At 44.4% G+C, this 22,711-nt stretch carries 16 protein-coding genes and 1 pseudogene; 10 read left to right on the top strand and 7 right to left on the bottom strand.

Annotated features, from left to right (window positions below; translation table 11 throughout):
• A pseudogene (locus tag F6K52_RS12685) lies at nucleotides 1-1,222 on the bottom strand (phosphoketolase); the annotation flags it as partial.
• A 403-nt stretch (nucleotides 1,223-1,625) separates the two neighbouring features.
• Between F6K52_RS12685 and F6K52_RS12680 the strand changes: the two are divergent.
• Entirely contained in the window at nucleotides 1,626-3,011 is a 1,386-nt protein-coding gene (locus tag F6K52_RS12680; RefSeq protein ID WP_293077957.1) for a cytochrome P450, read from the top strand.
• A gap of 396 nt (nucleotides 3,012-3,407) precedes the next feature.
• Here F6K52_RS12680 and F6K52_RS12675 read toward each other — a convergent pair whose 3' ends face one another.
• Nucleotides 3,408-3,944: an ATP-binding protein gene (locus tag F6K52_RS12675; RefSeq protein WP_293077955.1), complete on the bottom strand. Its 537-nt coding sequence runs from the start codon at nucleotides 3,942-3,944 to the stop codon at nucleotides 3,408-3,410.
• 172 nt (nucleotides 3,945-4,116) lie between these two features.
• On the opposite strand from F6K52_RS12675, the gene F6K52_RS12670 reads away from it, so the two are divergent.
• Nucleotides 4,117-4,329: a hypothetical protein gene (locus F6K52_RS12670; RefSeq protein ID WP_293077953.1), complete on the top strand. Its 213-nt coding sequence runs from the start codon at nucleotides 4,117-4,119 to the stop codon at nucleotides 4,327-4,329.
• 303 nt (nucleotides 4,330-4,632) lie between these two features.
• Nucleotides 4,633-5,778: a SpoIIE family protein phosphatase gene (locus tag F6K52_RS12665; protein ID WP_293077950.1), complete on the top strand. Its 1,146-nt coding sequence runs from the start codon at nucleotides 4,633-4,635 to the stop codon at nucleotides 5,776-5,778.
• A 545-nt stretch (nucleotides 5,779-6,323) separates the two neighbouring features.
• Here the strand turns inward: F6K52_RS12665 and F6K52_RS12660 are convergent.
• Nucleotides 6,324-6,650 (bottom strand): STAS domain-containing protein, encoded by a 327-nt coding sequence (locus F6K52_RS12660; RefSeq protein ID WP_293077948.1) that lies wholly within the window; start codon nucleotides 6,648-6,650, stop codon nucleotides 6,324-6,326.
• 400 nt (nucleotides 6,651-7,050) lie between these two features.
• On the opposite strand from F6K52_RS12660, the gene dapB reads away from it, so the two are divergent.
• Nucleotides 7,051-7,878, top strand: coding sequence for a 4-hydroxy-tetrahydrodipicolinate reductase (gene dapB, locus F6K52_RS12655; protein WP_293077946.1), 828 nt, complete (start codon nucleotides 7,051-7,053; stop codon nucleotides 7,876-7,878).
• Between the two features lie 330 nt (nucleotides 7,879-8,208).
• Nucleotides 8,209-8,907 carry a phosphate ABC transporter permease gene (locus tag F6K52_RS12650; protein ID WP_293077944.1) on the top strand — a complete coding sequence of 233 codons (699 nt, stop codon included), beginning with the start codon at nucleotides 8,209-8,211 and terminating at the stop codon, nucleotides 8,905-8,907.
• A gap of 56 nt (nucleotides 8,908-8,963) precedes the next feature.
• Here F6K52_RS12650 and F6K52_RS12645 read toward each other — a convergent pair whose 3' ends face one another.
• The 3 genes from F6K52_RS12645 to dnaK all read right to left on the bottom strand — a co-directional run bounded on the left by F6K52_RS12645 (nucleotide 8,964) and on the right by dnaK (nucleotide 13,923).
• Complete coding sequence (locus tag F6K52_RS12645; RefSeq protein WP_293077959.1) at nucleotides 8,964-10,010, bottom strand: J domain-containing protein; 1,047 nt, start codon at nucleotides 10,008-10,010, stop codon at nucleotides 8,964-8,966.
• Nucleotides 10,011-10,272: 262 nt separating this feature from the next.
• On the bottom strand, nucleotides 10,273-11,754 hold the full coding sequence (locus F6K52_RS12640) for a zinc ribbon domain-containing protein (RefSeq protein ID WP_293077942.1): 1,482 nt from the start codon (nucleotides 11,752-11,754) through the stop codon (nucleotides 10,273-10,275).
• A gap of 150 nt (nucleotides 11,755-11,904) precedes the next feature.
• A complete protein-coding gene (gene dnaK, locus F6K52_RS12635) occupies nucleotides 11,905-13,923 on the bottom strand; it encodes a molecular chaperone DnaK (protein ID WP_293077941.1) in 2,019 nt (672 codons plus the stop codon).
• 469 nt (nucleotides 13,924-14,392) lie between these two features.
• Here dnaK and F6K52_RS12630 point away from each other — a divergent pair, with 469 nt between their 5' ends.
• From F6K52_RS12630 to F6K52_RS12615, 4 genes are all read left to right on the top strand, one after another.
• A complete protein-coding gene (locus tag F6K52_RS12630; protein ID WP_293077940.1) occupies nucleotides 14,393-15,376 on the top strand; it encodes an alpha-ketoacid dehydrogenase subunit beta in 984 nt (327 codons plus the stop codon).
• A 231-nt stretch (nucleotides 15,377-15,607) separates the two neighbouring features.
• Nucleotides 15,608-17,002, top strand: coding sequence for a protein translocase subunit SecD (secD, locus tag F6K52_RS12625; RefSeq protein WP_293077939.1), 1,395 nt, complete (start codon nucleotides 15,608-15,610; stop codon nucleotides 17,000-17,002).
• 316 nt (nucleotides 17,003-17,318) lie between these two features.
• Entirely contained in the window at nucleotides 17,319-18,320 is a 1,002-nt protein-coding gene (secF, locus tag F6K52_RS12620) for a protein translocase subunit SecF (RefSeq protein ID WP_293077937.1), read from the top strand.
• A gap of 26 nt (nucleotides 18,321-18,346) precedes the next feature.
• Nucleotides 18,347-18,751 (top strand): hypothetical protein, encoded by a 405-nt coding sequence (locus F6K52_RS12615; RefSeq protein WP_293077935.1) that lies wholly within the window; start codon nucleotides 18,347-18,349, stop codon nucleotides 18,749-18,751.
• A gap of 1 nt (nucleotide 18,752) precedes the next feature.
• On the opposite strand, the gene F6K52_RS12610 is transcribed toward F6K52_RS12615, so the two are convergent.
• Complete coding sequence (locus F6K52_RS12610) at nucleotides 18,753-21,836, bottom strand: hypothetical protein (protein ID WP_293077933.1); 3,084 nt, start codon at nucleotides 21,834-21,836, stop codon at nucleotides 18,753-18,755.
• A 589-nt stretch (nucleotides 21,837-22,425) separates the two neighbouring features.
• On the opposite strand from F6K52_RS12610, the gene F6K52_RS12605 reads away from it, so the two are divergent.
• On the top strand, nucleotides 22,426-22,711 hold a 286-nt coding region (locus F6K52_RS12605; protein ID WP_364417371.1), incomplete at its 3' end, for a UPF0758 domain-containing protein.

Below are 22,711 nucleotides of genomic sequence, written 5' to 3'. Positions count from 1 at the left end.
CTTTTTGCCCCACATGAGCAACTATCGTTCCCATCGCTGTAGTCGCTATTTTATTCTCTCCGTCAATCACAAATTCTTCTAAAGGTAATTCACCTAAATCTGGCAAAGGAAATTCCTTTTCTGTGACTACAGTATGAGCCGCTGGCCCTCCTCCAGAACGCTCAAAATTTGTCCTGACTAATTCCCAGGCTTGAGACGGTAAGGCCCGAGCTTTCAGGGCACTAACAATATAATCTTTTTCCAGGGTATCTCCTGGATAGAGATTGTGAGCTTTGGCTCCCCGTTTGTGGACTCCCGCTCCTTTTAGTTGTTTAACAATCAGCACCGTTAACTTACCACTCAACGCTGATTTAGCCGCTTTATCCGTAGCTTCCAAAACCCCTTGGGTAAATGCCAATCGCTTCTGCAACGAAAACTCTGTGCTATCCACATACTCACCAGGTTGGTCAGCATCATCATAATCCTTAGCATTGATTAAGATAACCTCTTGGAAACCATTGCCCTGCCAGTATGCAATCATCTCTTGATTGGACTTTGTGGAAACCATACTATGGTGTTCCTGGCTGTAACCATTCCACACTAAGACCGGCAGAAAATTAGTCACCTGGGGATAGGCCGTAGAGAAGTGACCAAAACTGCTCATGATATAAGGTTCACCCAAGCCCCCATCCCCAATGGTAACTGGGAATAGTACCCCTGGATGAAGCAAAGCCCCAGCCATGGCAAAGTGTTGCCCTTGTCCCAGCGGGCCAGCCGGATTGAGGAGTCCAGGGATTTGACCAGAAAGGTGTCCGAGCAGTCCGTGCATTTCTCGGAAGCGTTCCCCCATCTGTTCTACAGTCTTAATGCCCATCTCCTCTAGGGAGCTGTCCAGAAACATGTTACTGTAGAAGCCTGGGGCATGGTGTCCCACTTCAGTAATAATGTTTTTGTAACCCAGCATTACCAAGGCTGCAATCCCGTCCGCAATGCTGGCAAATCCCCCTGGATGACCAGAGGATTTACTAGCAGTGATGTGCAGGGTTAGGTAGCGTAGGGCATCAGCAGCCAGTAAGGTCTGGAAGACAGCTGCTGGATCCTCAGGAGATGCGATACCATTTTGCCCCAGGGCAATGGCTACTCCTTGCCCGTATTGGTCAAAAGCCGCATCAAAACCCGGTATGGTATTCTCAAAATACTGAATTCCTTGACAAAATGTCGGAACCCTGCTACCAACTGTCATAGTCTCAGAAACCTTTTCTAATTATTACGAGTATTAAATAAATATTACAATCACCTCGCTTAGTGCGGAATTAGTATGTTGGCTAAATTTGGGTTTTCAAGCAGTGAAATGTCTTATGGATTACATTGATTGAGACGACTATTGAGGCTACTTGAGAATCTGTCACTCTACATCCATTGTTCTACCTGCCTTATAGAGATTCAGATCAAATCTTGCTTTATTTTAATTCCCACAGACTAACAGAATAGGATTAATCGACTAGTTTTAATTACCATTAATCTTATTGATAGCTTGTCTATAAGCGAATTTATGATAGTAGTAAGGTAACCGAAGCTTTTGTTGCAATATGGAATTTAGGTTAGACAATCAATTGGTCTTGAGAAAGTAACAGAGGAAAACGAGTGTGAATAAATTGCCTGATGGTCCTCAAATCCCTGAGTGGTTACAGTTAATCTATTGGGTTGCTAACCCTCTGAAATATTTGGAACAGTGTGTAGAACGCTATGGAGATACATTTACCATACGGCTAAGTGCTTCGAAAACGTTAGTCATCCTCAGCCATCCCCAAGCAATTCAGGAAGTCTTGACCGCTCCTCCTAGCCAGTTTAAATCTGGTGAACGAAATAAGTTGCTACAACCCTTGGTGGGTGAAACCTCAATGACTTTACTCGATGGTCAACCCCACCAGCGGCAGCGTAAACTCTTGATTCCCCCCTTTCATGGGCAACGAATTAATTCCTACAGTAAATTGATTTGTGATATTACTGAGCAAGTAGCGAGTCAGTGGGTAATTGGTCAAGCCTTTACTGCCCGTAGTGCCATGCAAGACATTACCATCCAGGTAATCATGGAGGGAGTTTTCGGTCTAGGTGAGGGTACCCGTTACCAAAAAATCAAGCCACTGCTGGCCGCCATGCTAGATATGACGGCTTCGCCCCTGCGCTCTAGTATGCTGTTTTTTAACTTCCTGCAACGAGATTTAGGAGCTTGGAGTCCTTGGGGGAAGTTGGTGCGGCGTAGGCAGCAAATTTATAACCTCCTTCAGGAAGAGATTAATCAGCGCCGAGAGCAACCCGAGCTAATGGGCAATGACATTCTCAGTTTAATGATGTCTGCTCGGGACGAAAATGGTGAGTTGATGAGTGATCAGGAGTTAAAAGATCAGTTATTGACTTTGTTGTTTGCGGGTCATGAAACTACTGCCAGCGCATTAGCTTGGGCATTTTACTGGATTCATCGATTACCGACAGTGCGCCAAAAACTGCTAGAGGAAATTGATAGCTTAGGGGATCATCCAAACCCGATGGCCATTGCCCAACTGCCCTATCTCACAGCAGTAGCCTACGAAACCCTGCGGATTTACCCAGTGGCGTTCCTGATCTTCCCCCGCATTACCACAGCCCCAATTACTATTATGGGTCACCACTATCAGGCCAATACTACCCTAGTTCCCTGTCCCTATTTAACCCATCGTCGAGAAGACCTCTATCCAGACTCCGATCAGTTTAAACCAGAACGATTTCTTGAGGGTCAATACTCTGCCTATGAGTATTTTCCCTTTGGTGGTGGAAACCGACGCTGTATTGGTGCTACTTTGGCGATGTTAGAAATGAAACTGGTTTTAGCTAAAGTACTGTCTGATTATCACTTAGCCTTAGCACAAGACAAAATCATTAAACCAGCTCGTCGTGGATTAGGAATTACTCCGGAAAATGGGGTTCCTATGGTGATGACAGGTCAACGTTTTGCGAAGGATTCACCAAAGCCTGCTACCGTAAATTCTATTTAGGATCAAAGTAATTTTCCCAGTAATTGCCCCATAGCAACAGAGACGGTTATCCGTGATAAGGGAGAGTCTTTGCCGCCAGTAAGGTCACCGAAAAGGTCACGCGAAGCGTAACATGCACGGGCAAAGCCACGCTAAAAGCGATCGCTTTTAGCGTGGCCATAGGCCAATCACGCAGCATGACATGCACGGGCAAAGCCCGACGCTGCGCAAACGTTCAATCGCATTTTGCGAGCATACTCTTCCAAACCCGGTATGGTTTTGCCAAACAAAATAGTGAATTACTCAGAATATTAAAGATTTTGTGTTATTTTATGCTGAGTCTAAATAAATGTCCACAAAAGTCTAACTAGCACAGCAAAGCGAGTTTCAGCCAATTAGATCACCAATCTCATCATCCTACTCCATCGGTCTGACAATCGGTAATCGAGACTCCTTAACATTATCTTTACAAAAAGTTTTTAAATCCCTGTTTCCCAATTCCTGATAACACTTCACAATTAACAAACAGTTCCGGTTGTCATCGGTACGGGTATAACTGAGATGATCAGCGATTTTTTGTAGTATAGCGATGCCACGTCCACCACCAGATTGAGGGTTCATTTGCAGCTTTTGCTCTCTCAGCCGCTGTTCTAAATCAAAGGGAGGGCCTTGATCCCAGATCCGAAACTCTAAGCGCTGGGGGAATAAAGTAACTTCGAGATCAATGGAAACGTCTTCTGGCACATCTTTGTGAGCATGACGAACGGCATTGGTAAATCCTTCAGCAAGAGCTAATTGGCACTGCAACCAGACTTTTTGGCGAACAGACGATGGTTTGAACTGGTCAAACCATGCCAAAACGCTTTCTAACGCTTTAAGATCGCTAGGAAATTGTTGGATAGATGTTTTCAATTGTTCCAATTCCTCAAAATCTTTGACATCAACCACATACATCAACCACATACATCAACCACATACATCAACCACTTTGAAGCCTGATTCTCTCCAAAGGGTACTCTAAGATCAAGGAATCCAGTCTAACCTAGATTTATATCTACCTCTACTATGGACTAATAATCAATTGCCTTCAAAAAAATGCCTTCAAAGAAAATTTTTTCTAGAAGCTATGCCAGAAACACGCTTAAAAACAGTTGAGGCAAAAGGGGTTTATTTTCCCCTTTTCTATCAAGCCAGGGGGTCTTGCCCTCTAGGGGGTCTTACTCTCTATAAGCTGTTGCCCAAAACGGCAAAAATTGATGGAGATGCGCGAAAAGGGGGAAGAAACTGGAAGCAGTTCAAGACAGAGAAGTTAGCACAAATAAATCCGATACGCCAATAGGGAATGCCATCAATAAAAGTAACTCAGTCTAATTTGTCTTGGGGTCTGATGGACGGAACGTCACGCTACGCGAGTCAAGCGAACGCGCCCCGCGTGGCCAAAGGCCTCAGCTTCCGCGCTTATGCGATTGGCCTCTGGCCACGCTACGCGATGAAGCGAAGCTTCCGCGCTTATGCGATTGGCCTCTGGCCACGCTTCGCGATCAAGGTTTCGTGAAATTAAGCCGGTCAGAATCTACTGGCTGTCCTGATAGTAAGTCAGTGTATTGATAAATCCTAAAGTAATTTGTACAACCTCAGTGCCATGAACCAAATTCTGATTATTGATGATGATCCAGCCATTCAGATGTTACTGAAACGGACTCTTTGCCACCAGGGTTATAAGGTAGCTGTAGCTAGCAACGGTGAAGAAGGTTTGGTACAGGTAGAAAAGTTACGTCCAGCCCTAGTGATTTGCGATTGGATTATGCCTGGTATGAATGGATTGGACGTCTGTCGTCAACTCAAGGTAACACCAGGATTCTCAACCACCATATTTATTCTGGTGACATCTCGAAATTCCATTGAAGACCGGGTAGAAGGGCTAGATGCTGGAGCAGATGACTTTCTGTGTAAGCCGATCGAAATAGCAGAGTTGAACGCACGAGTCAGGGCTGGCTTGAGGTTACACCAACTAAGTCATGATTTGCAGCACCAAAAGCAGTTGTTGGAGGGAGAATTAGCAGAGGCAGCAGAGTATGTTAGTTCGATTCTTCCAGACCGGATGACCAAACCATCGGTGACCATCGACACCCGATTTATTCCGTCCCGAAAACTGGGGGGTGATGGCTTTGACTATTATTGGCTAGACTCAGAGCATTTGGCAATTTATCTGCTGGATGCTGCTGGACATGGCTTACGAGCTGCCTTGCCCACACTTTCAGTGCTAAATTTACTTAGGTCGCGGGCTCTAAAGTCGATTAACTACTATCAACCGAGTGATGTTCTACGAGGGTTGAACCAAACCTTCCAGATTACTGAGCGAAATGATAAGTACTTCACGGTCTGGTATGGGGTATATAACAAGGTCAAGCGTCAACTTGTCTATGCTAGTGCAGGACATCCACCTGCAATATTAATTGCTCAGACCCATGGTTCCTTGATGGAAGTACAACGTCTAAAAACGCCTGGCTTACCTGTTGGTATGTTCCCAGATGCCGATTATATTGATCAATGCTGTGAAATTACTGAATCGAGCACCCTATATATATTCAGCGATGGGATTTACGAGATTAACCAATCCAATGGAAACGTTTGGGGACTTGAGCCGTTCATCAGATTGCTGGCAGAGTGTAAGCAAAATCACAATGGTGCTTGTAACTTAGATTTGATTTTGAAATCTCTGCAAGCTGTGAACCCTAAACACTATTTTGATGATGATTTATCGTTACTAGAAATCAATTTTGTATGAACAGCTCGTTCTGGGCTAATCAACCTCAGTTTCCGTAGCGTGGGCCGTTTGCTTAGCGTGTTTCCATGGGCAATGGGCAATGTCAAAAATTGGCAGCTTTTAAAGAGAAGACAGGAGACTGAAAGGCACTAAATCATCAGAAGAGTTCAGCCAGGTTAGTGGGAGTATAAAAAATGATTGGTGGATTCTTTCGCTAATTGATATGATAGCCAATTTTTTGCCAATTTTTCGGTAAAATTACTGAAAAATTAATTATTATGACTCGAAGCTTATGAATTGAAGCTGCTGAGTCTTCAATCGGAGCATAGTTGGTTGTGTCGAATTCATCAAGCTTTAGGCAATTTTCATAAAACATATTCCTACCTTACCTAAGCTGGTTTTAATGGAAATTTGATAGTTCTGACAGCAGGGGATCAGGGAATAGGGTTTGATTTTTTTTTGATAACTGAATAATATCCAATTTAAATGGGCAACAGCTTAAAACAAAATCTAGGATTTGGAAAGGGCTACGCCCAAAGGCGTTCGCCCTATAGAATTCCCGGAAATTATGTTGTAGACAGCACCTCGCTTTCAAAATCTTCTCGTGTAGGAAAGATATCAAAGACTTTGTCCATGCTGGTCAGGTCAAATAACATTTTGATTTGCTCATTAACTGAGCAGATAAACATTTTCCCCCCAGCAGCACGAACAGTTTTAAGAGCAAGTACCAATGCTCCCAAGCCAGAACTATCCATAAACGTAACATCTTGAAAATTAATCAAAATAATAGTTTCTCCAGATTCGACCAGCGTCTTAACCTCTTCACGAAAATCGGCAGCTTGTGTACCATCTAGAATCCCTGTGGGTTGAACTACTTTAACAGCACTACTCATATAGCAAATTAAGCTAGTTACAAACATATACTGACTTTGCCAGTATAGCCGTGACAATTGATTTCAGCCAGACTTTGTTTGCTCAATAGGTATTGAGCTGACACACACCCTACCCTAGTACTACAGCACTAATCGCTTCTTTCAGGATTAGCCTCACCGATAAAGAGCTTAGTAAACTTTAATTTGGGATGAATTTGGGGGCTAATAGCGCAGGTTGATCACAACAAGCAAGATTTGAACAGATCTATCCTTGGTGCTATCGATGGTGTCCGCTCGCGTCTTCACGGTTCAATCCCCTAACCTCACTCCCAGGAAAACTCGCAATCATAGACTAACCAATCATAGACTAACCAATATAGATTAAAATTCCCTTGGCAGACTCCCAAACTATCCTGAAACTATGTCCGATTCAAATCCCATTCCAGTAGTCGTAAACGGTGCCGCCGGAAAAATGGGTCGAGAGGTGATTAAGGCTGTTTCTCAAGCCGAAGATATAACCCTAATCGGTGCCATCGATACCAATCCTAAGTATCTAGGTCTTGACGCCGGAGAAGTTGCCGGGTGCGAACCAGTTGAAATTCCCATTGTTAATGACCTGCAAGCCAATCTAGTTCTTGCTACCCAAGAAAAAACCCAAGGGGTGATGGTAGACTTTACCCACCCTGACACCATATACGACAACATCCGAACTGCGATCGCATACGGTATCCGCCCCGTAGTTGGCACCACTGGTCTTAGTCCCGAGCAAATCAAAGACCTGTCGGAATTTTCTGAAAAAGCCAGCACTGGCTGCCTAATTATCCCCAACTTCTCCATTGGTATGGCATTACTGCAACAAGCAGCTGTGCAAGCCTCCCAATACTTTGACCACGTAGAAATCATCGAACTCCACCACAACCAAAAAGCTGATGCTCCCAGCGGTACTGCTATTCAAACCGCCCAACGAATGGCTGGAACGGGTAAAACCTATAATCCGGCAATGGTGGAAGAAACCGAAAAACTAAAAGGTGCCAGGGGAAGTATTGCAGAAGACAACATTCGGATTCATAGCGTGCGTTTACCTGGCTTAATTGCTCACCAAGAAGTCATCTTCGGTGCCCCTGGTCAAATCTACACCCTACGTCACGACACCAGCGACCGTTCCTGCTATATGCCAGGAGTACTACTCGCGATTCGCAAAGTTACCCAACTCAAGGGTCTACTATATGGGTTAGAGAAAATCTTGTAACCAGTCATTAGTCATTAGGTAAGCACTCAGCTATCAGCACTCAGCTATCAGCCATTCGCCTTTGGCCTTAGCCTATGGCCACGCTACACGAATGGCCACGTTACTGGAAAAATTTAGGCGCTACACCCACGCTACTAGATCGGTGCTTTTGAATAAAATAAGCTGACGGCTGACGGCTGACGGCTGAATGCTTACGTTATTAGTCATTAGCCATTAGTCATTAGTCATTGGTAATTTGTCAAAATTAAGATCAATCACAAAAAATCTAAATACTAAATACTAAATACTAAGTAACTAAAGACTAAGGACTAAGAACTAAGTACAAAACCCATGCTAATTCCGATCACTCGCGAAAAGTTTGAACAAATGGTTCCCGTCCTAGCCACGGGACTCCAGTATCGCTACTACTGGGGTAAGTTTCGGGATTTTTTAAGGCGACTGTTAATTTCTCTAATCGCAGTCGTGGTGATTTTAATTTTAGCTTTCATTCTTGGTTCAGGTTTTGCTCCCTTCCGGGTGTTATTCGAGATCACTGCAGGGCTTTACTGGTTGTGGGGTCCCGTATATTGGGCAAGTATGCGGAACCTGAAGATGCGCCGATATGGCTATAGCGGCTTCTGGCAAGGCCGAATCGAGGATGTATTTGTAACCGAGGAATTGATTGGTACAGAAGAACAAGTCAATCAGCGGGGTGAGTTGGTAATTGTGGAACACCGGGAGAGACGGTTAAATCTAGAAGTAGAAGATAAAACTGGATTTATGAGTCAGCTGCAAGTTCCCCTTCAAAGCTTCCACAAAAATATTTCACCTGGACAAATTGCTCAGATGTTGGTCATGTCCAATCAGCCTGACTTAGGCAAGATTGCCCAGACCAGTGATATTTATATTCCTAGCTTAGACATTTGGGTAAATGACTATCCTTACCTGCAACGAGATGTCTTTGTCCAAGTTAGTCGTAAGTTGAGGAATCAAGAGCGCTCTTCTTCCAGACAACGTCCCCGTAGTTCTAGGCGTCGAAGATCCTATTAACCATTAACTTAATCATTAACGGTCATGGTTGAGATGCTTGGATGTCAGGCTTTTTCCTAGACCAGTAAATCCTGGCGAGGATTAAAATTTTCAATTTGCCGTAGTTTTTCGTAGAGTTCTCTGACCTCCTCAGTGACTTCGGTGGGAACAACAATCTGAATTTCTACTACCTGATCCCCTCGTCCCCCTTCTTGATTCGGATAACCCTTATTGGCCAAGCGCAATTTTTGTCCTGACCTCACCCCACTAGGAACATTAATTTGCACTCTACCATCCAAGGTGGGAACTTCTATTAAGTCACCTAATACTGCTTCAGCAGGTGTTACTGGTACTACACAAATCACATCCAATTCCTCTAATTTAAAGAAGGGATGAGGTGACACAGTGATTTTTAAATTTAAACATCCACCATCAATACCTTGACCTTGGAGCCGCACCAGGGCACCGGTTACCATCCCAGCAGGTAGCTCAATTTCTAAAGCCCGTCCATCTTCTAGGCGAATTCGCTCTCGACCCCCTCTATAGGCTTTTTCCAAAGGTAGGGTTAATCGAGCGTCAATATCCTGAGGTTGAGGTTTGGGATAAGGTTGAGGCTCAGGCTGGGATTTGGGTTGAGGTCTCAGACGAGAACTAACAGTGTAGGCTGTTTTAGTTTTCCCTGGTCGAAACGCACTGTCGGAACTTACCCGAGTCCCTGGAGATGGGGTTGATGTTGCCTTTCTACTAGAGCGACGTCCGAGTAGTTGATCAACGAAGGTGTTAAAGTCCCGGTAATTGCCATAATCCTCTCCTTGGGCTGAACTACGACCATTGCCGTTCCAGCCTACATTTTTAATCAAAGTAGCAGCTTTAGCCGCTTTTCTACCAAATTTCTTCTTCTGCCAATATCGGCTGAATTGGTCGTAGTGCGATCGCCTATTCGGGTCAGAGAGAACTTCATATGCCTCACCAATATCCTTGAACTTGTCTTCTGCTGTCTTATCTCCAGGATTCAGGTCAGGGTGATACTGTCGAGCTAAGCGCCGATAAGCCTTTTTAATTTCCTCGCTGGATGCCTCTGTCGGTACACCCAACATTTCATAGTAATCTCGATAGTTTTGCATAGTCATTAGTAATTAGTCAATAATGAAGTGTCTTAATGCACTCCCTGATCGGGGAAACCCCTGTATTAAGGGGCTGCATCGCTTTGTTGATCTATTCTCGATTAATCGTCAATTGTCAGTATTGTTTGAAGCGAAGAGCCGAGTTGGGATACTCTTAAACCGGTATTAATCGGGGTAAACCCGGATAAATCGGTCAAGGTCAATTTATTGTTGCTTGAGTGAGGAGTGGTCAAGCAGTAACTGGAGTCGAACCTTCCACTCACTATCTAAGCGTTCCTGGCATCCCGGCCAGGAGATCCCTAAAAGCTTGAGTTCTGCTATGCTTAGAATCAAGCCATCCTAGCTTAACCGCATCAGCTAAACTCAAGTCCATACCTTCGAGGAAACGCGCGGTACGACGCAACAATACTGCTTGGACTTCTTCCCTTTTCGTATACCGGGAGATCTCGTGATCTGTACCACGACCAAGAATATTCCGTGCAGCATTGTGATCAGCCTGCAACACGACCCCATTAAATCTGGTAAAGGTGTCCCCTTTCCTGACCCCTAACAGGGTGCCAGTTACGGAGTCAACTTGCGACGTGTAGCTTGGCTGAATTTCTAAAACTACTGAACCAGTCCAGTTAGCCCATTTTTGTAAAGAGTCTCGAATAGCTCCTTTCATCCAGCTATTCAATTTTCGAGACATTGCTAATGATTGACGTTTCCCTTTGATTGGTTCGGTTAAATCTTCTGCGAATACTTTCAATGATTCCCCATTAAAAAGTGACCTACTTGCAGCGCCTATAATGGCTATAATTCCTGCCTGGTCTTTTCTGTAGCGACGATTTTCCGTTTTTCGGCTCAGATTATTTTCTAGTATGCGAGCTGACTTAACCGGATCTATTTTCTCTAGCTTTCGATGTAGTGCCCACAATTTTCCACGATTGCGGTTTTTCAAGGTAATTCTATTAGACTTAGCAGTTGCTAATTGTCCTAGACCTAACCCATGGGCACGGCCATCTGAATCATAAAACGCTTCTGTGTAACCCTTATCCACACCAATAGAACGATGTTCAGCCGGGAGATTGACAGTTCCATAATCAACGATAAAGTGGACTTCAAAGCGTTGTAATTGAAGATTATAAATTAGTCTAATCTGTCCAGTTAGTTTACGATTAGACCTTACCAGAATCCGATTCCGTTTACCTCTACGTAATCCCGCTAGTTCTAACTGGTAAGTGTGTCGGGAAATACGTTTACAGGAGTACCCACCCTGTTGGTAAATTATCTGATTTCTTGTCGAAGAATGACCACGCTGAAACTGCTTCCTAACAATTCGATGTAGAAATGGATTATCTAGGAAACTGGGACTTGATAGCTGTTTGTAGCATTCATTTCGGCGCTTTTTATTTTCTTGGCCTGGAAATCGCTTATGCAGAATTTTCCCTAATGCTTCAATACAAGCGGCTTGTTGGGCAGTAATTGCTTTAGCCACGTCACTTACTGTCCATTCCATCAGTTTAGATGGCAGTTCTAAAGACTCAGGAGTTCTAAAAGCTCTAATTTCTGGATAAGCTTTCCTCCAATCAAGCCCCCAATGGCTAACGCTGCCAAGCTTGTTGTAGGACTCAGAACGAACGATGCCTAAGCGTTGCATTATGGCAAAAAGCTCAGTTTCAACTGCCATTGACATCCCAATTACTGGGACTACCTGGGTTGAAAGCTTCTTTGTTGTGCCTGATTTTTTCTTGCGCTTAGACATCGTTGGCTATTCTTGGCATTTTTGTCTATTATACCCCAAAAAATCCCGTTTTATCCCGGTTTTTGGGGGTTTAATGGCAAGGCTTTTACCTAAAGACTAATTGCTAATTAGTTATGGCTACTGACTACTAACAACTAACTACTGACTAATTTAGAACCAATCATCATCCTCATCCCAATCATTTTCAAGGGGGTTTGTGCGATAGCGATCGCGAGTGGATCTCGATGAACTAGCCCCATAGGAGTCATAGGAGTCCCCCCGCCGGTAATCCCGTTCAGAATATCGGTCTCTGTCACTATCTCCGGTGAAGGTACGACGAATTGAGCCAAACAAGTCATCATCCTCTTCTTCCTCATATTGGAGCCGTACCTCTCGCTTGAGCTCATAGAGGGCATCTTGTAGATCACCTTGAGCCCGATCAATAGCCCGGTCATCATTTTGGGCAACGGATTGACGCATCTCCTGAATTAAGCCTTCAATCTGACGCCGATAACCACTAGCAAACTGTCTACCAAAATCTAGAGCTACCTCCCTCAGTTGCCGTTCCGCTTCATTAGCCAAACTTTCTGCCCGATTGCGCTTCTCTACTCGTTCCCGTCGTTCCCGGTCAATCTCAGCATATTCTTCTGCCTCACGAATCATTTGATTGACTTCCGCCTCACTCAGGGTAGAAGCCCCTTGAATGGTAATGCTTTGTTCTCGACCAGTAGTTTTATCCAGTGCCAATACCTGCAAAATACCATTGGCATCAATATCAAAAGCCACCTGAATTTGGGGCACTCCCCGTGGTGCTGGGGGAATACCAGTCAACTTAAACCGACCCAAAGACTTATTATCTGTTGCCATATCCCGTTCCCCTTGCAGGACATGAATTTCCACCAAAGTCTGATTATTTTGGGAGGTCGAAAAAATATCAGACCGCCGGACTGGGATAGTCGTGTTGCGAGGGATTAACTTTTTCATCACCCCACCAATAGTTTCCAAACCCAAGGACAACGGGGTTACATCCAGCAATAGGATATCTTTGACTTCACTGTTGAGAATTCCTCCTTGAATTGCAGCTCCTACTGCCACTACCTCATCAGGATTAACGTTCTGATTCGGTTCCCGATCGATTAAGCTGCGCACCAATTGTTGTACCATCGGGGTGCGGGTTCCCCCTCCTACCAAGATCACTTCATCAATGTCCATAGGAGTTAAGCCAGCATCTTTGAAAGCTCGTTTTAGGGGTCTGCGCAAACGACTAACTAGATCCATACATAGCTCTTCAAACTGAGAGCGCTTCAGCCTAGTTTCTAGGTGTTTTGGACCATCTTCTGTCGCTGTAATAAAGGGCAAATTAATATCAGTTACACCCACCCCAGATAGCTCGATCTTAGCTTTTTCTGCAGCTTCAGTCAGCCGTTGTAAGGCTTGGCGATCGCGTCGCAGATCAATTCCCTCTGATTCCAAAAATTGCTCTGCCAACCAGTCAACAATTTTTCGATCAAAATCATTGCCCCCCAGTTGAGTATCACCACTGGTGGATAGGACTTCACACACTCCATCCCCCACCTCTAGGATTGAGACATCAAAAGTACCCCCACCCAAATCAAATACCAGGATGGTTTGGCTGGCCTCAAGATCCAAGCCATAAGCCAAAGAAGCTGCTGTTGGTTCATTAAGAATCCGCAGAACCTCTAACCCAGCAATTCGTCCAGCATCTCGTGTGGCTTGCCGTTGAGAATCATTAAAGTAAGCCGGGACTGTTATTACTGTCCCTGTTACCTCCTCTCCCAGGTAGCGGCTGGCCTCATCCGCCAACTTCCGCAGGATCATTGCAGAAATTTCCTCTGGGGCAAAGTCTTTTTTCAAGCGGGGGCACTTAATTCTGACATTACCACTTTCATCCCGGCGAATGGTATAGGCAACCCGCTTTGACTCTGGATTCAGTTCAGCATACTTACGTCCAATATACCGCTTCACCCCATAGAAGGTATTTTGGGGATTAAGCACAGCTTGGCGGCGTGCTAATTGTCCTACAACCCTTTCCCCATCCTTACTAAAGCCAACCATTGACGGAGTTGTGCGCATACCTTCCGCATTAGCAATTACCACCGGCTTACCGCCTTCGATGACAGCCACCACGGAGTTTGTTGTACCCAGGTCAATGCCGACTACCTTGCCCATGCGTCCTTTATTCTCCTCAAGATGAATGCTGTCAACTCGTTCAATGAATTACAACTACTATATATATAGATGATATTTTGATTAAAATTGTATATAGCCAGTGGTTCGGTTTTCCGAAGCGTAGTCACCCTAGACCTCTGACGGTTGCAGTTATGGTAAGGGATGCCCCGAAGTGCTGAATCTATTCTATCCCTTGACTTCTTCCCCAAGAAGAGCGGAATTTCAAAGTAAGAATCCTATCATAATAGAGAATATATTAGCAAACTCGAGGATCGGGTGAAGTAGTACATTCAAGACTATTGATTAGCGCTTCCACAGCATGGGCGCGCCAAAGCGCGAATTTAATTCTTAATGGTAAGAGCGCACCTATCAATCTGCCCGACTTACCTGTGGGAAACTTACCTGTGTATCATCATTCGAGGGCTCTGGCAATGCTAGGATCACAGTAGCCCCCTATATTGAATTATTAATGGCAGAAACACTATTCTTTAATGCTCTGCGTGAAGCCATAGACGAAGAAATGGCACGAGATGAGACAGTATTTGTAATCGGTGAAGATGTTGGTCACTACGGTGGTTCCTACAAAGTTACCAAAGATCTGTGTAAAAAATACGGTGACTTGCGGCTTCTGGATACCCCCATTGCCGAAAATAGCTTTACTGGTCTAGCTGTGGGTGCAGCAATGACAGGTTTACGACCAATTGTCGAAGGCATGAATATGGGGTTTTTACTCCTGGCATTCAACCAAATTTCCAACAATGCCGGGATGCTGCGTTATACCTCTGGTGGTAATTTTAAAATCCCGATGGTGGTTAGAGGTCCTGGTGGTGTCGGACGTCAGTTAGGGGCCGAGCACTCCCAGCGTCTAGAAGCCTACTTTCAGGCAGTTCCCGGTCTCAAAATCGTTGCTTGCTCCACCCCCTACAATGGAAAAGGGTTGCTAAAATCTGCCATTCGAGATGATAACCCAGTATTGTTCTTTGAACACGTCCTGCTCTACAATCTGAAAGAAAATCTGCCAGAACAGGAGTACTTGGTACCCCTTGATAAAGCTGAAGTTGTACGCCCTGGTAAGGATGTTACCATTCTTACCTACTCCCGGATGCGTCACCACGCCATGCAAGCCGCTAAGCAGCTGGAAAAAGAGGGGTATGATCCTGAGGTGATTGACCTGATTTCCCTAAAGCCTCTAGACTTTGAAACCATTGGTGCTTCACTAGCCAAAACCCACCGAGTCATTATTGTAGAAGAGTGCATGAAAACCGGTGGTATTGGGGCAGAATTAACAGCATCGATTAACGAGCGCTGGTTTGATGAACTCGATGCGCCAGTGCTTCGGCTTTCATCCCAAGATATTCCCACTCCCTACAACGGGGTTTTGGAAAATCTCACCATTGTCCAACCCCATCAGATTGTCGAGGGTGTGAAAAAGATGGTGGCTTTGCGGATTTAATTTAAAGCTTGGCAAATGAAGCTTAGGCATTAGCCATGCAGGGGGCGTTACTGATCTTTGGATGCTGGAGGTTAAAAAGATTCCGATTGCTAACTAACTATACTAAGTAACCAATCCATGGAATACTTAAATCTCCAGCTTTCAGACTTTAGACTTTAGACTTTAAACTTTCTCAGTTACTAGGCTCGCCAAAACAGATTATCATAGCATTTGTTGCGGCGGGTCGTAGTCATGCAAAAACAGCGTTCACTATTAGCCTTAATCATAGTACTTGTAATTACAGCAATTATAGTACTGGTGCAATTTCCAATCCGGTTAGGACTGGACTTGCAGGGAGGGGCTCAACTCACAATTCAGATTAACACTACCGAAGAGATTACGGAAATCACGGCTGAGCAATTAGACGCAGTGAAAACCGTTATAGAAGGTCGAGTCAATGCCCTAGGGGTTTCTGAGTCGGTAGTGCAAACCGTTGGCAAAGACCAGCTTTTGGTACAGCTACCTGGTGTCAATGACCCGCAACAAGCGGAACGGGTACTAGGGGGAACAGCACAGCTGGATTTTCTCAAGCAAAACATTGGTACAGACGCACAGCTGCAGGTTGAACAGCAAGTGCTACGAGAACTACAATTCAACCAAGAGGTATTGCGCAATAATGGTGATGGAGATGCGATCGCAGAAAATCAAGCTGCTATCAATCGTAGTAACCAAGCCATCCTTGAACTATTTGAAAGCACTGGTCTGACTGGCAAAAACCTCCAAGATGCTCGTCCCCAACCTCTTCAAACTGGTGGTGCTTGGGAAGTGGCTATCCGATTTGATAGTGAGGGAGCTCAAAAGTTTGCCGAGCTGACCAAGAACATTGCCGGTACAGGACGCAGCATTGGTATTTTCCTCGACAATTTACTAATTAGTGCTCCGAGTGTGGCAGCGCAATATGCTGAAAATGGCATCAGTGGTGGTGCAGCAGTGATTACCGGTAACTTTGATACCCAAAGTGCCTATGAATTTGCTGCCCAGCTGCGGGGAGGTTCCTTACCTTTGCCAGTGGAAATCGTGGAGAATCGCACCGTAGGGGCAACCTTAGGACGAGATAGTATTCAACGTAGTATCTATGCTGCTGTAGTTGGTCTGATTTTAGTATTAATCTTTATGGTGTTCTATTACCGACTGCCTGGCATCATTGCTAATATTGCTCTGAGTATCTACGCTTTAATTACCATCGCAGCATTTGCCTTATTAGGTGTTACCTTAACCCTACCCGGAATTGCTGGTTTTATCCTTAGTATCGGTATGGCAGTTGATGCTAATGTGCTGATTTTTGAGCGGACACGGGAAGAATTACGTGCTGGTAAGACCTTGTATCGCTCAGTAGAGTCCGGGTTTTACCGAGCCTTTTCTAGTATTTTGGATGCAAATGTGACCACATTAATCGCCTGTGCAGTACTGTTTTGGCTAGGCTCAGGTCTAGTCAAAGGCTTTGCCGTAACCCTAGGCATTGGGGTAGGAATCAGTATGTTTACCGCCCTTACCTGTAGTCGCACCCTGATGCTAGTGGCAGTTTTAGGACTTCCAGGAGTACGTCAGAAACCAGAACTATTCTGCCCGAATTTACCAACCCAATAGTTTAGAAATTACGAACTATGAAGTAGGAACTATGAAGTAGGAAGTGTAATTATTAGTTATGGAGAAAGGGTTTAGTTGAACTCGATCCTGGTCAACTAAAAAATCTATTTAATCCTTCATCCTAGTTGTCGATAACTTTGTGGAGAAAAGGTTTAGTTGACCAGGCTCAGGTTCCATCAACAAACCCATTTCATAATTCATCATTCACAATTAATTTATAGCAATCCTAAATTAAATTAATTGTGATAATTTTATTCCCTACTCCCTACTCCCTACTCCCTTTGCTAAATAAGGATTTATCAATAAAAAAGTCAATATGAAACTTAATGTAATTAAAACGCGATCGCTTTGGTGGAGCATCTCAACCGCCCTGATTACGGTCGGTATCATTGCCATGGTGATTTCTTTTATCCAACTAGGAGCCCCTTTAAGGTTAGGTCTCGATTTTGTTGGTGGTACCCGCCTACAGCTAGAGAGAGACTGTACTCAACCCGGAAACTGCGACCAACCCATCGATTTGGCCTTGGTGCGAGACGTCATGACAGCACAAAGTCTTGGCAATAGCAGTATCCAAATACTAGGGGAAGAAAAACAAGCCCTGACAATTCGGACTAAAACATTAGATGTTGAACAACGCACCCAGTTGCAAACTGCTCTAACCGAGCGTCTTGGTGTTTTCGATCCCAAATCTACTCAGATTGACACCGTTGGTCCCACCTTGGGCAGGCAACTGTTTATTTCTGGCTTAATCGCTTTGTTTATGGCCTTTGTGGGCATTTTTGTCTACCTTACCTTCCGATTCGAGTTTGACTATGGCCTATTCGCTTTCGTTGCCCTGTTCCACGATGTCTTAATCGCTATTGGTCTTTTCTCTATCCTAGGTTTAGTGCTAGGGGTAGAAGTCGATACCTTATTTGTGGTTGCCCTATTGACAATTATTGGTTTTTCTGTTAATGATACTGTGGTGATTTACGACCGGGTGCGAGAAGTCATTAAACTCAAGCCAGGTCAACATATCAATCAAATTGTAGAAGATGCTGTTAATCAAACCTTAACCCGCTCCATCAATACTACCTTAACTACCTTGCTACCCCTGTTAGCAATCTTGCTATTCGGGGGAGAAACCCTAAAATTCTTTGCCTTAGCACTAATTATTGGTTTTACAGCAGGGTCTTACTCCAGTATTTTTATTGCCAGTACCCTGTTAGCTTGGTGGAGAGAGCGCACTGGTAAAGCTCAGTCTGTAGTCGATGTTCCGGTTAAGCCCGAAAAGGAGGGGACTTCAGTGATTGAAGCAGAATTTTCTGATGAAGTTTAGTTCTCATTTTCAATAATCTTCTAATTATGGAGCAGCCAGATAGCCCAAGAAGAAAAATTACCCTTGACCCAATCGTTCAGGCCAGGGTAAAACGATTACATCAATTAACTGTTTATGGTAGGTGGATTTTCGTAGGCATTCTCTGGATAACTGTTGCTCCATTAAGCCTGTGGGCTTGGCAGTATGAAATTTCCCTGATGCGATCGCATTTTACCTGGGCAGCACTCCGGTATAGCATTATCTACAACCATTTGCCTGCAATAGGTCTGGCTATCTGTATTGGCACAACCTTAGCCGTCTTAGTTTGGCAAAGTCGCAATATTTTATTTGGATTACCACCCTTAGAACAGAAACGCCTGGAGCAACAAGTACAACGGATTTGTCAGCAAGGACCAACACACCCACTCTGGAAGTGGGTGTGCGGCTCTTGAATTAAACGATTACATCCTCATCAACAACAAAATCTGCCGCTGTGAGCTGACTTACGGATATCCCAAACACCTGTGCTAAGACTTCCCCATTGGCACTAATAGTAGTCGCGCCTAGGTTATTACCAATTACCAGGTCTTCAAAGGTGAGACCTCCACCTAACTTGAACAGATCGATTCCATCTTCAAAACTAATCACAGTATCTGTTCCCTCACCAGGGCTCAAGACATAGGTGTCAATGCCCCCTGCACCAGATAAGATATCATCCCCTAATCCACCTTCTAAGGTATCATCACTGTTACCACCAAATAGGGAGTCATTACCATCACCACCGAGCAAGGTGTCTGAGTTTTCTCCCCCAGACAAGTTATCATTACCAGCTCCACCATCCAGGAAGTCGCCATTAGTGCCACCATCAAGGACGTCATTACCGTCACCACCGAGCAAGGTGTCTGCGTTATCTCCTCCAATCAGGCTATCATTACCAGCTCCACCGTCGATGGAGTCATTCCCTGAGATACCGTCTAGGGTATCGTCGCCATTACCCCCAAGCAAGGTATCATCCTGGAAAGTACCAATCACACTCGAGCTATTATCTTGGATAGCAATCAGAGTAGCTACCTCACTTTGGTTGTTGAAAGCTAAACCATCATCAACCACAAACTGGAAAATGCGACTAGGCGCATCAAACACTGTGTCTGGATCACTATCCACACCAGATATGTTTTCATACTGGAGAGTGTTGAGGACTTGCTGGTAATTTTGGATGGTATCTACCCCATCTAAGGTCAGGATACCATTGTCAGCATCGAAGCTAACCGCTATCAGAGTATCAGTGTTGTCAACACTCAGCAGTTCCTGTGTGGGATTCAGTAGATTAGCAATTGTTACTGTTGCGCCAACCAGAGTGGTGTTATTAGCATCACTCAGAGTCAAGTTGCCACCTGGGAACAGTGCCAGCTGATTACCAGTAAATGTGACAGTAGCATCAATGCCGTCGGTATCTGCAATAGCTGGGGCAGCAGCTGCAATAGCTGGGGCAGCAGCAATAATTGGCTCAGGAGCTGGATCGGTAGTGGTATCAGTAGTGGTATCAGTAGTGGTATCGGTAGTGGTATCTGAATCAGTAGTGGTATCGGTAGTGGTATCAGTAGTGGTATCTGAATCAGTAGTAGTATCTGGATCAGTAGTAGTATCTGGATCAGTAGTGGTATCTGAATCAGTAGTAGTATCTGGATCAGTAGTGGTATCTAAATCAGTAGTAGTATCTGAATCAGTAGTGGTATCTGAATCAGTAGTGGTATCTGAATCAGTAGTGGTATCTGAATCAGTAGTGGTATCTGAATCAGTAGTGGTATCTGAATCAGTAGTGGTATCTGAATCAGTAGTAGTATCTGGATCAGTAGTGGTATCTGAATCAGTAGTGGTATCTGAATCAGTAGTGGTATCTGAATCAGTAGTGGTATCTGAATCAGTAGTAGTATCTGGATCAGTAGTGGTATCTGAATCAGTAGTGGTATCTGAATCAGTAGTGGTATCTGAATCAGTAGTGGTATCTGGATCGGGATCGGTAACTGTCGATACACCATTGAGGTCTATGACTGGAGCAACATTACCGAATAGGACATAGCTATTCCCTGGGGTGTTGCCATTGGATGTACTCAGCTCAAGACCAGGTGCGCCGATAATTAGGTCATCAATACTATCACTATTAACATCTTTTGCTTCACTTACTGAGAAGCCTAGGGAGTCAGTACCTTCGATAACTAATCCATTTTCCCCGTTTAAAGTAGAAAGATCTACACTGCCAGTAGTGCCCAACTCTTCACTGCCGAATAGCACATAAACTTTGCCTGCACCTTCAGCTCCAATGGCAACATCAGCATACCCATCTTGGTTGAGATCCCCAGCATAAGTAACTGACGAGCCCAAGAGACCCTCTGCTTCAATCCCTGTGATAGCAAAGCCATTGGTACCATCAAGGCTTGCAAGGTCTAAGTTTCCTGTACCAGCAACATCGGTGCCGCCAAAGATTACGTAAGCCTCGCCAACATTAGTCTGGGTATCGGAGTCAACAAAGGGAGCCCCAATGATTAAGTCACTTATACCATCACCATTGACATCGCCAGCATCACTCACGGACCAGCCTGCACTGTCACCGCGATCGAGGGTGGGACTTTGATCAATACCATCAATGACGAAGCCAGTGGTGGGGTCGGAGGATATTGATGAAAGATCTAGGGTTCCACTGTCACTAAGAGTCGTACCACCGAAGACTACATAAGTTTTGCCAGCAGAACTGTTGTTAGTTAGAAAATTACTACCAGGAGCACCGATAGCGAAATCGTTGATGCCATCACCATTGATATCCCCAGCACTACTGACTGAAAAACCTGCCAGGTTTCCTGGAACACTACTGGTAAGGACTAGGCTAATGCCAGGAGTTACTGTACCCCCAAATACCACATAAGCTTCGCCAGAATTACTACCGGGAGGAAAATTAGGTAACGGTAACAAAGCATTAGGAGCACCAATCAAGATGTCATCGTTACCATCGCCGTTAACGTCCCCTAAATTGCTGATGGAATAACCGGAAAATTCACCAGGATCGATACCATTGATAGCTACGCCAGATGAAAGATCTACGCTACCAGTAGAGCCGATAGTAGAACCGCCAAATATTACATAGCTAACACCATTGTTATTGATACCAGCACCAGGAGCAGTTACCAATAGGTCACTCGTACCATCACCATTGATATCTCCACCACTGCTAACGGAGAAACCTAAGAATTCAGCCTCATTAAGACCTCCAATCAAAAAACCGTTAGTACCGTCTAGGTCAGCGAGTTCGATGCTACCACCAGCACCCACACCTGGACCACCGAACACCACATAGCTTGTACCTGAAAAATCCCCATTGGGATCAGTCCCTGGGGCTCCGATAATCAGGTCAAGATTGCCATCACCGTTTATATCTCCAGCACTGCTGACTGAGAAACCGGACCGGTCACCTAATGTAACACCATTAATAGAGAACCCATTACTGCCGTTAAGATTTGAAAGATTAAATAGTTGATTTGACATAGTTAATTTGGTAGATGTCTATATCCTTTCGATTTGACATCATCTCAGCTAATCCTAGTGATTGGGACGAAGATTGTGATAAATTCATCAAAATTTTACTTAATTCTGAAGCAGTCTACCGGAAATCTTTATATTTTGATTGTAAAGAAATAGTCATCGTAACATAGCTATTACAGGCTTTGAGGTATTAAGTCAGTCAATATAATTAGAATTTATGGAATTTTCCTTGTTGGTAGCTAATTGGTGTTGCTGAAAAGTCCGCTACTCAAGGGATAACCTTCTTAGACAATCCACCACTCAACCTTCATGGTTGTATTCAAATATTTATGCACTAAATAAAATCAGTTATGTAAAGATTTGGCAAAACCGCCAATTTGGCACGACAGTATTATTGAATTGTGCTAATCATTTGTGTTTATGGAGACCTAATTTCTTCATCTCCCCATCTCCCCATTTCTCCATCGTTCCATCGCCCATCTCCCCATCTAGATTATTGGGATAATCACCATAATCCCATCGAATCTAGCTTTCTTAGCTCAAAACGGGATAACTAAAGATAAATCCCTTCAGTCTTGATCACTGTACATCTATGACATATTGCCTGAGAATTGCTGATATTCCGATCAGTGAACGTCCTCGTGAGCGATTAGTTGCTCTAGGAGCTAAAAATCTAGCGACAGCGGAACTGCTAGCAATTCTTTTAGGTACAGGTCAAGGCAAAGGAAAGCTTTCTGCCATGGGTTTGGGACAGTTAATTTTACAGGAACTTGCCAAAGACCAACGAGACCCAATGGCTGTGTTGCGGAATATTAAAGCTCAAGAATTGACCCAAATTCATGGTGTTGGACTAGCGAAAGCGACAACGATTTTAGTAA

It is taken from the genome of Moorena sp. SIO3H5 (assembly GCF_010692395.1).
GTDB lineage: Bacteria > Cyanobacteriota > Cyanobacteriia > Cyanobacteriales > Coleofasciculaceae > Moorena.
Note: the sequence above shows the minus strand (reverse complement) of the source record. Positions and strands in the feature narration are given on the sequence as shown.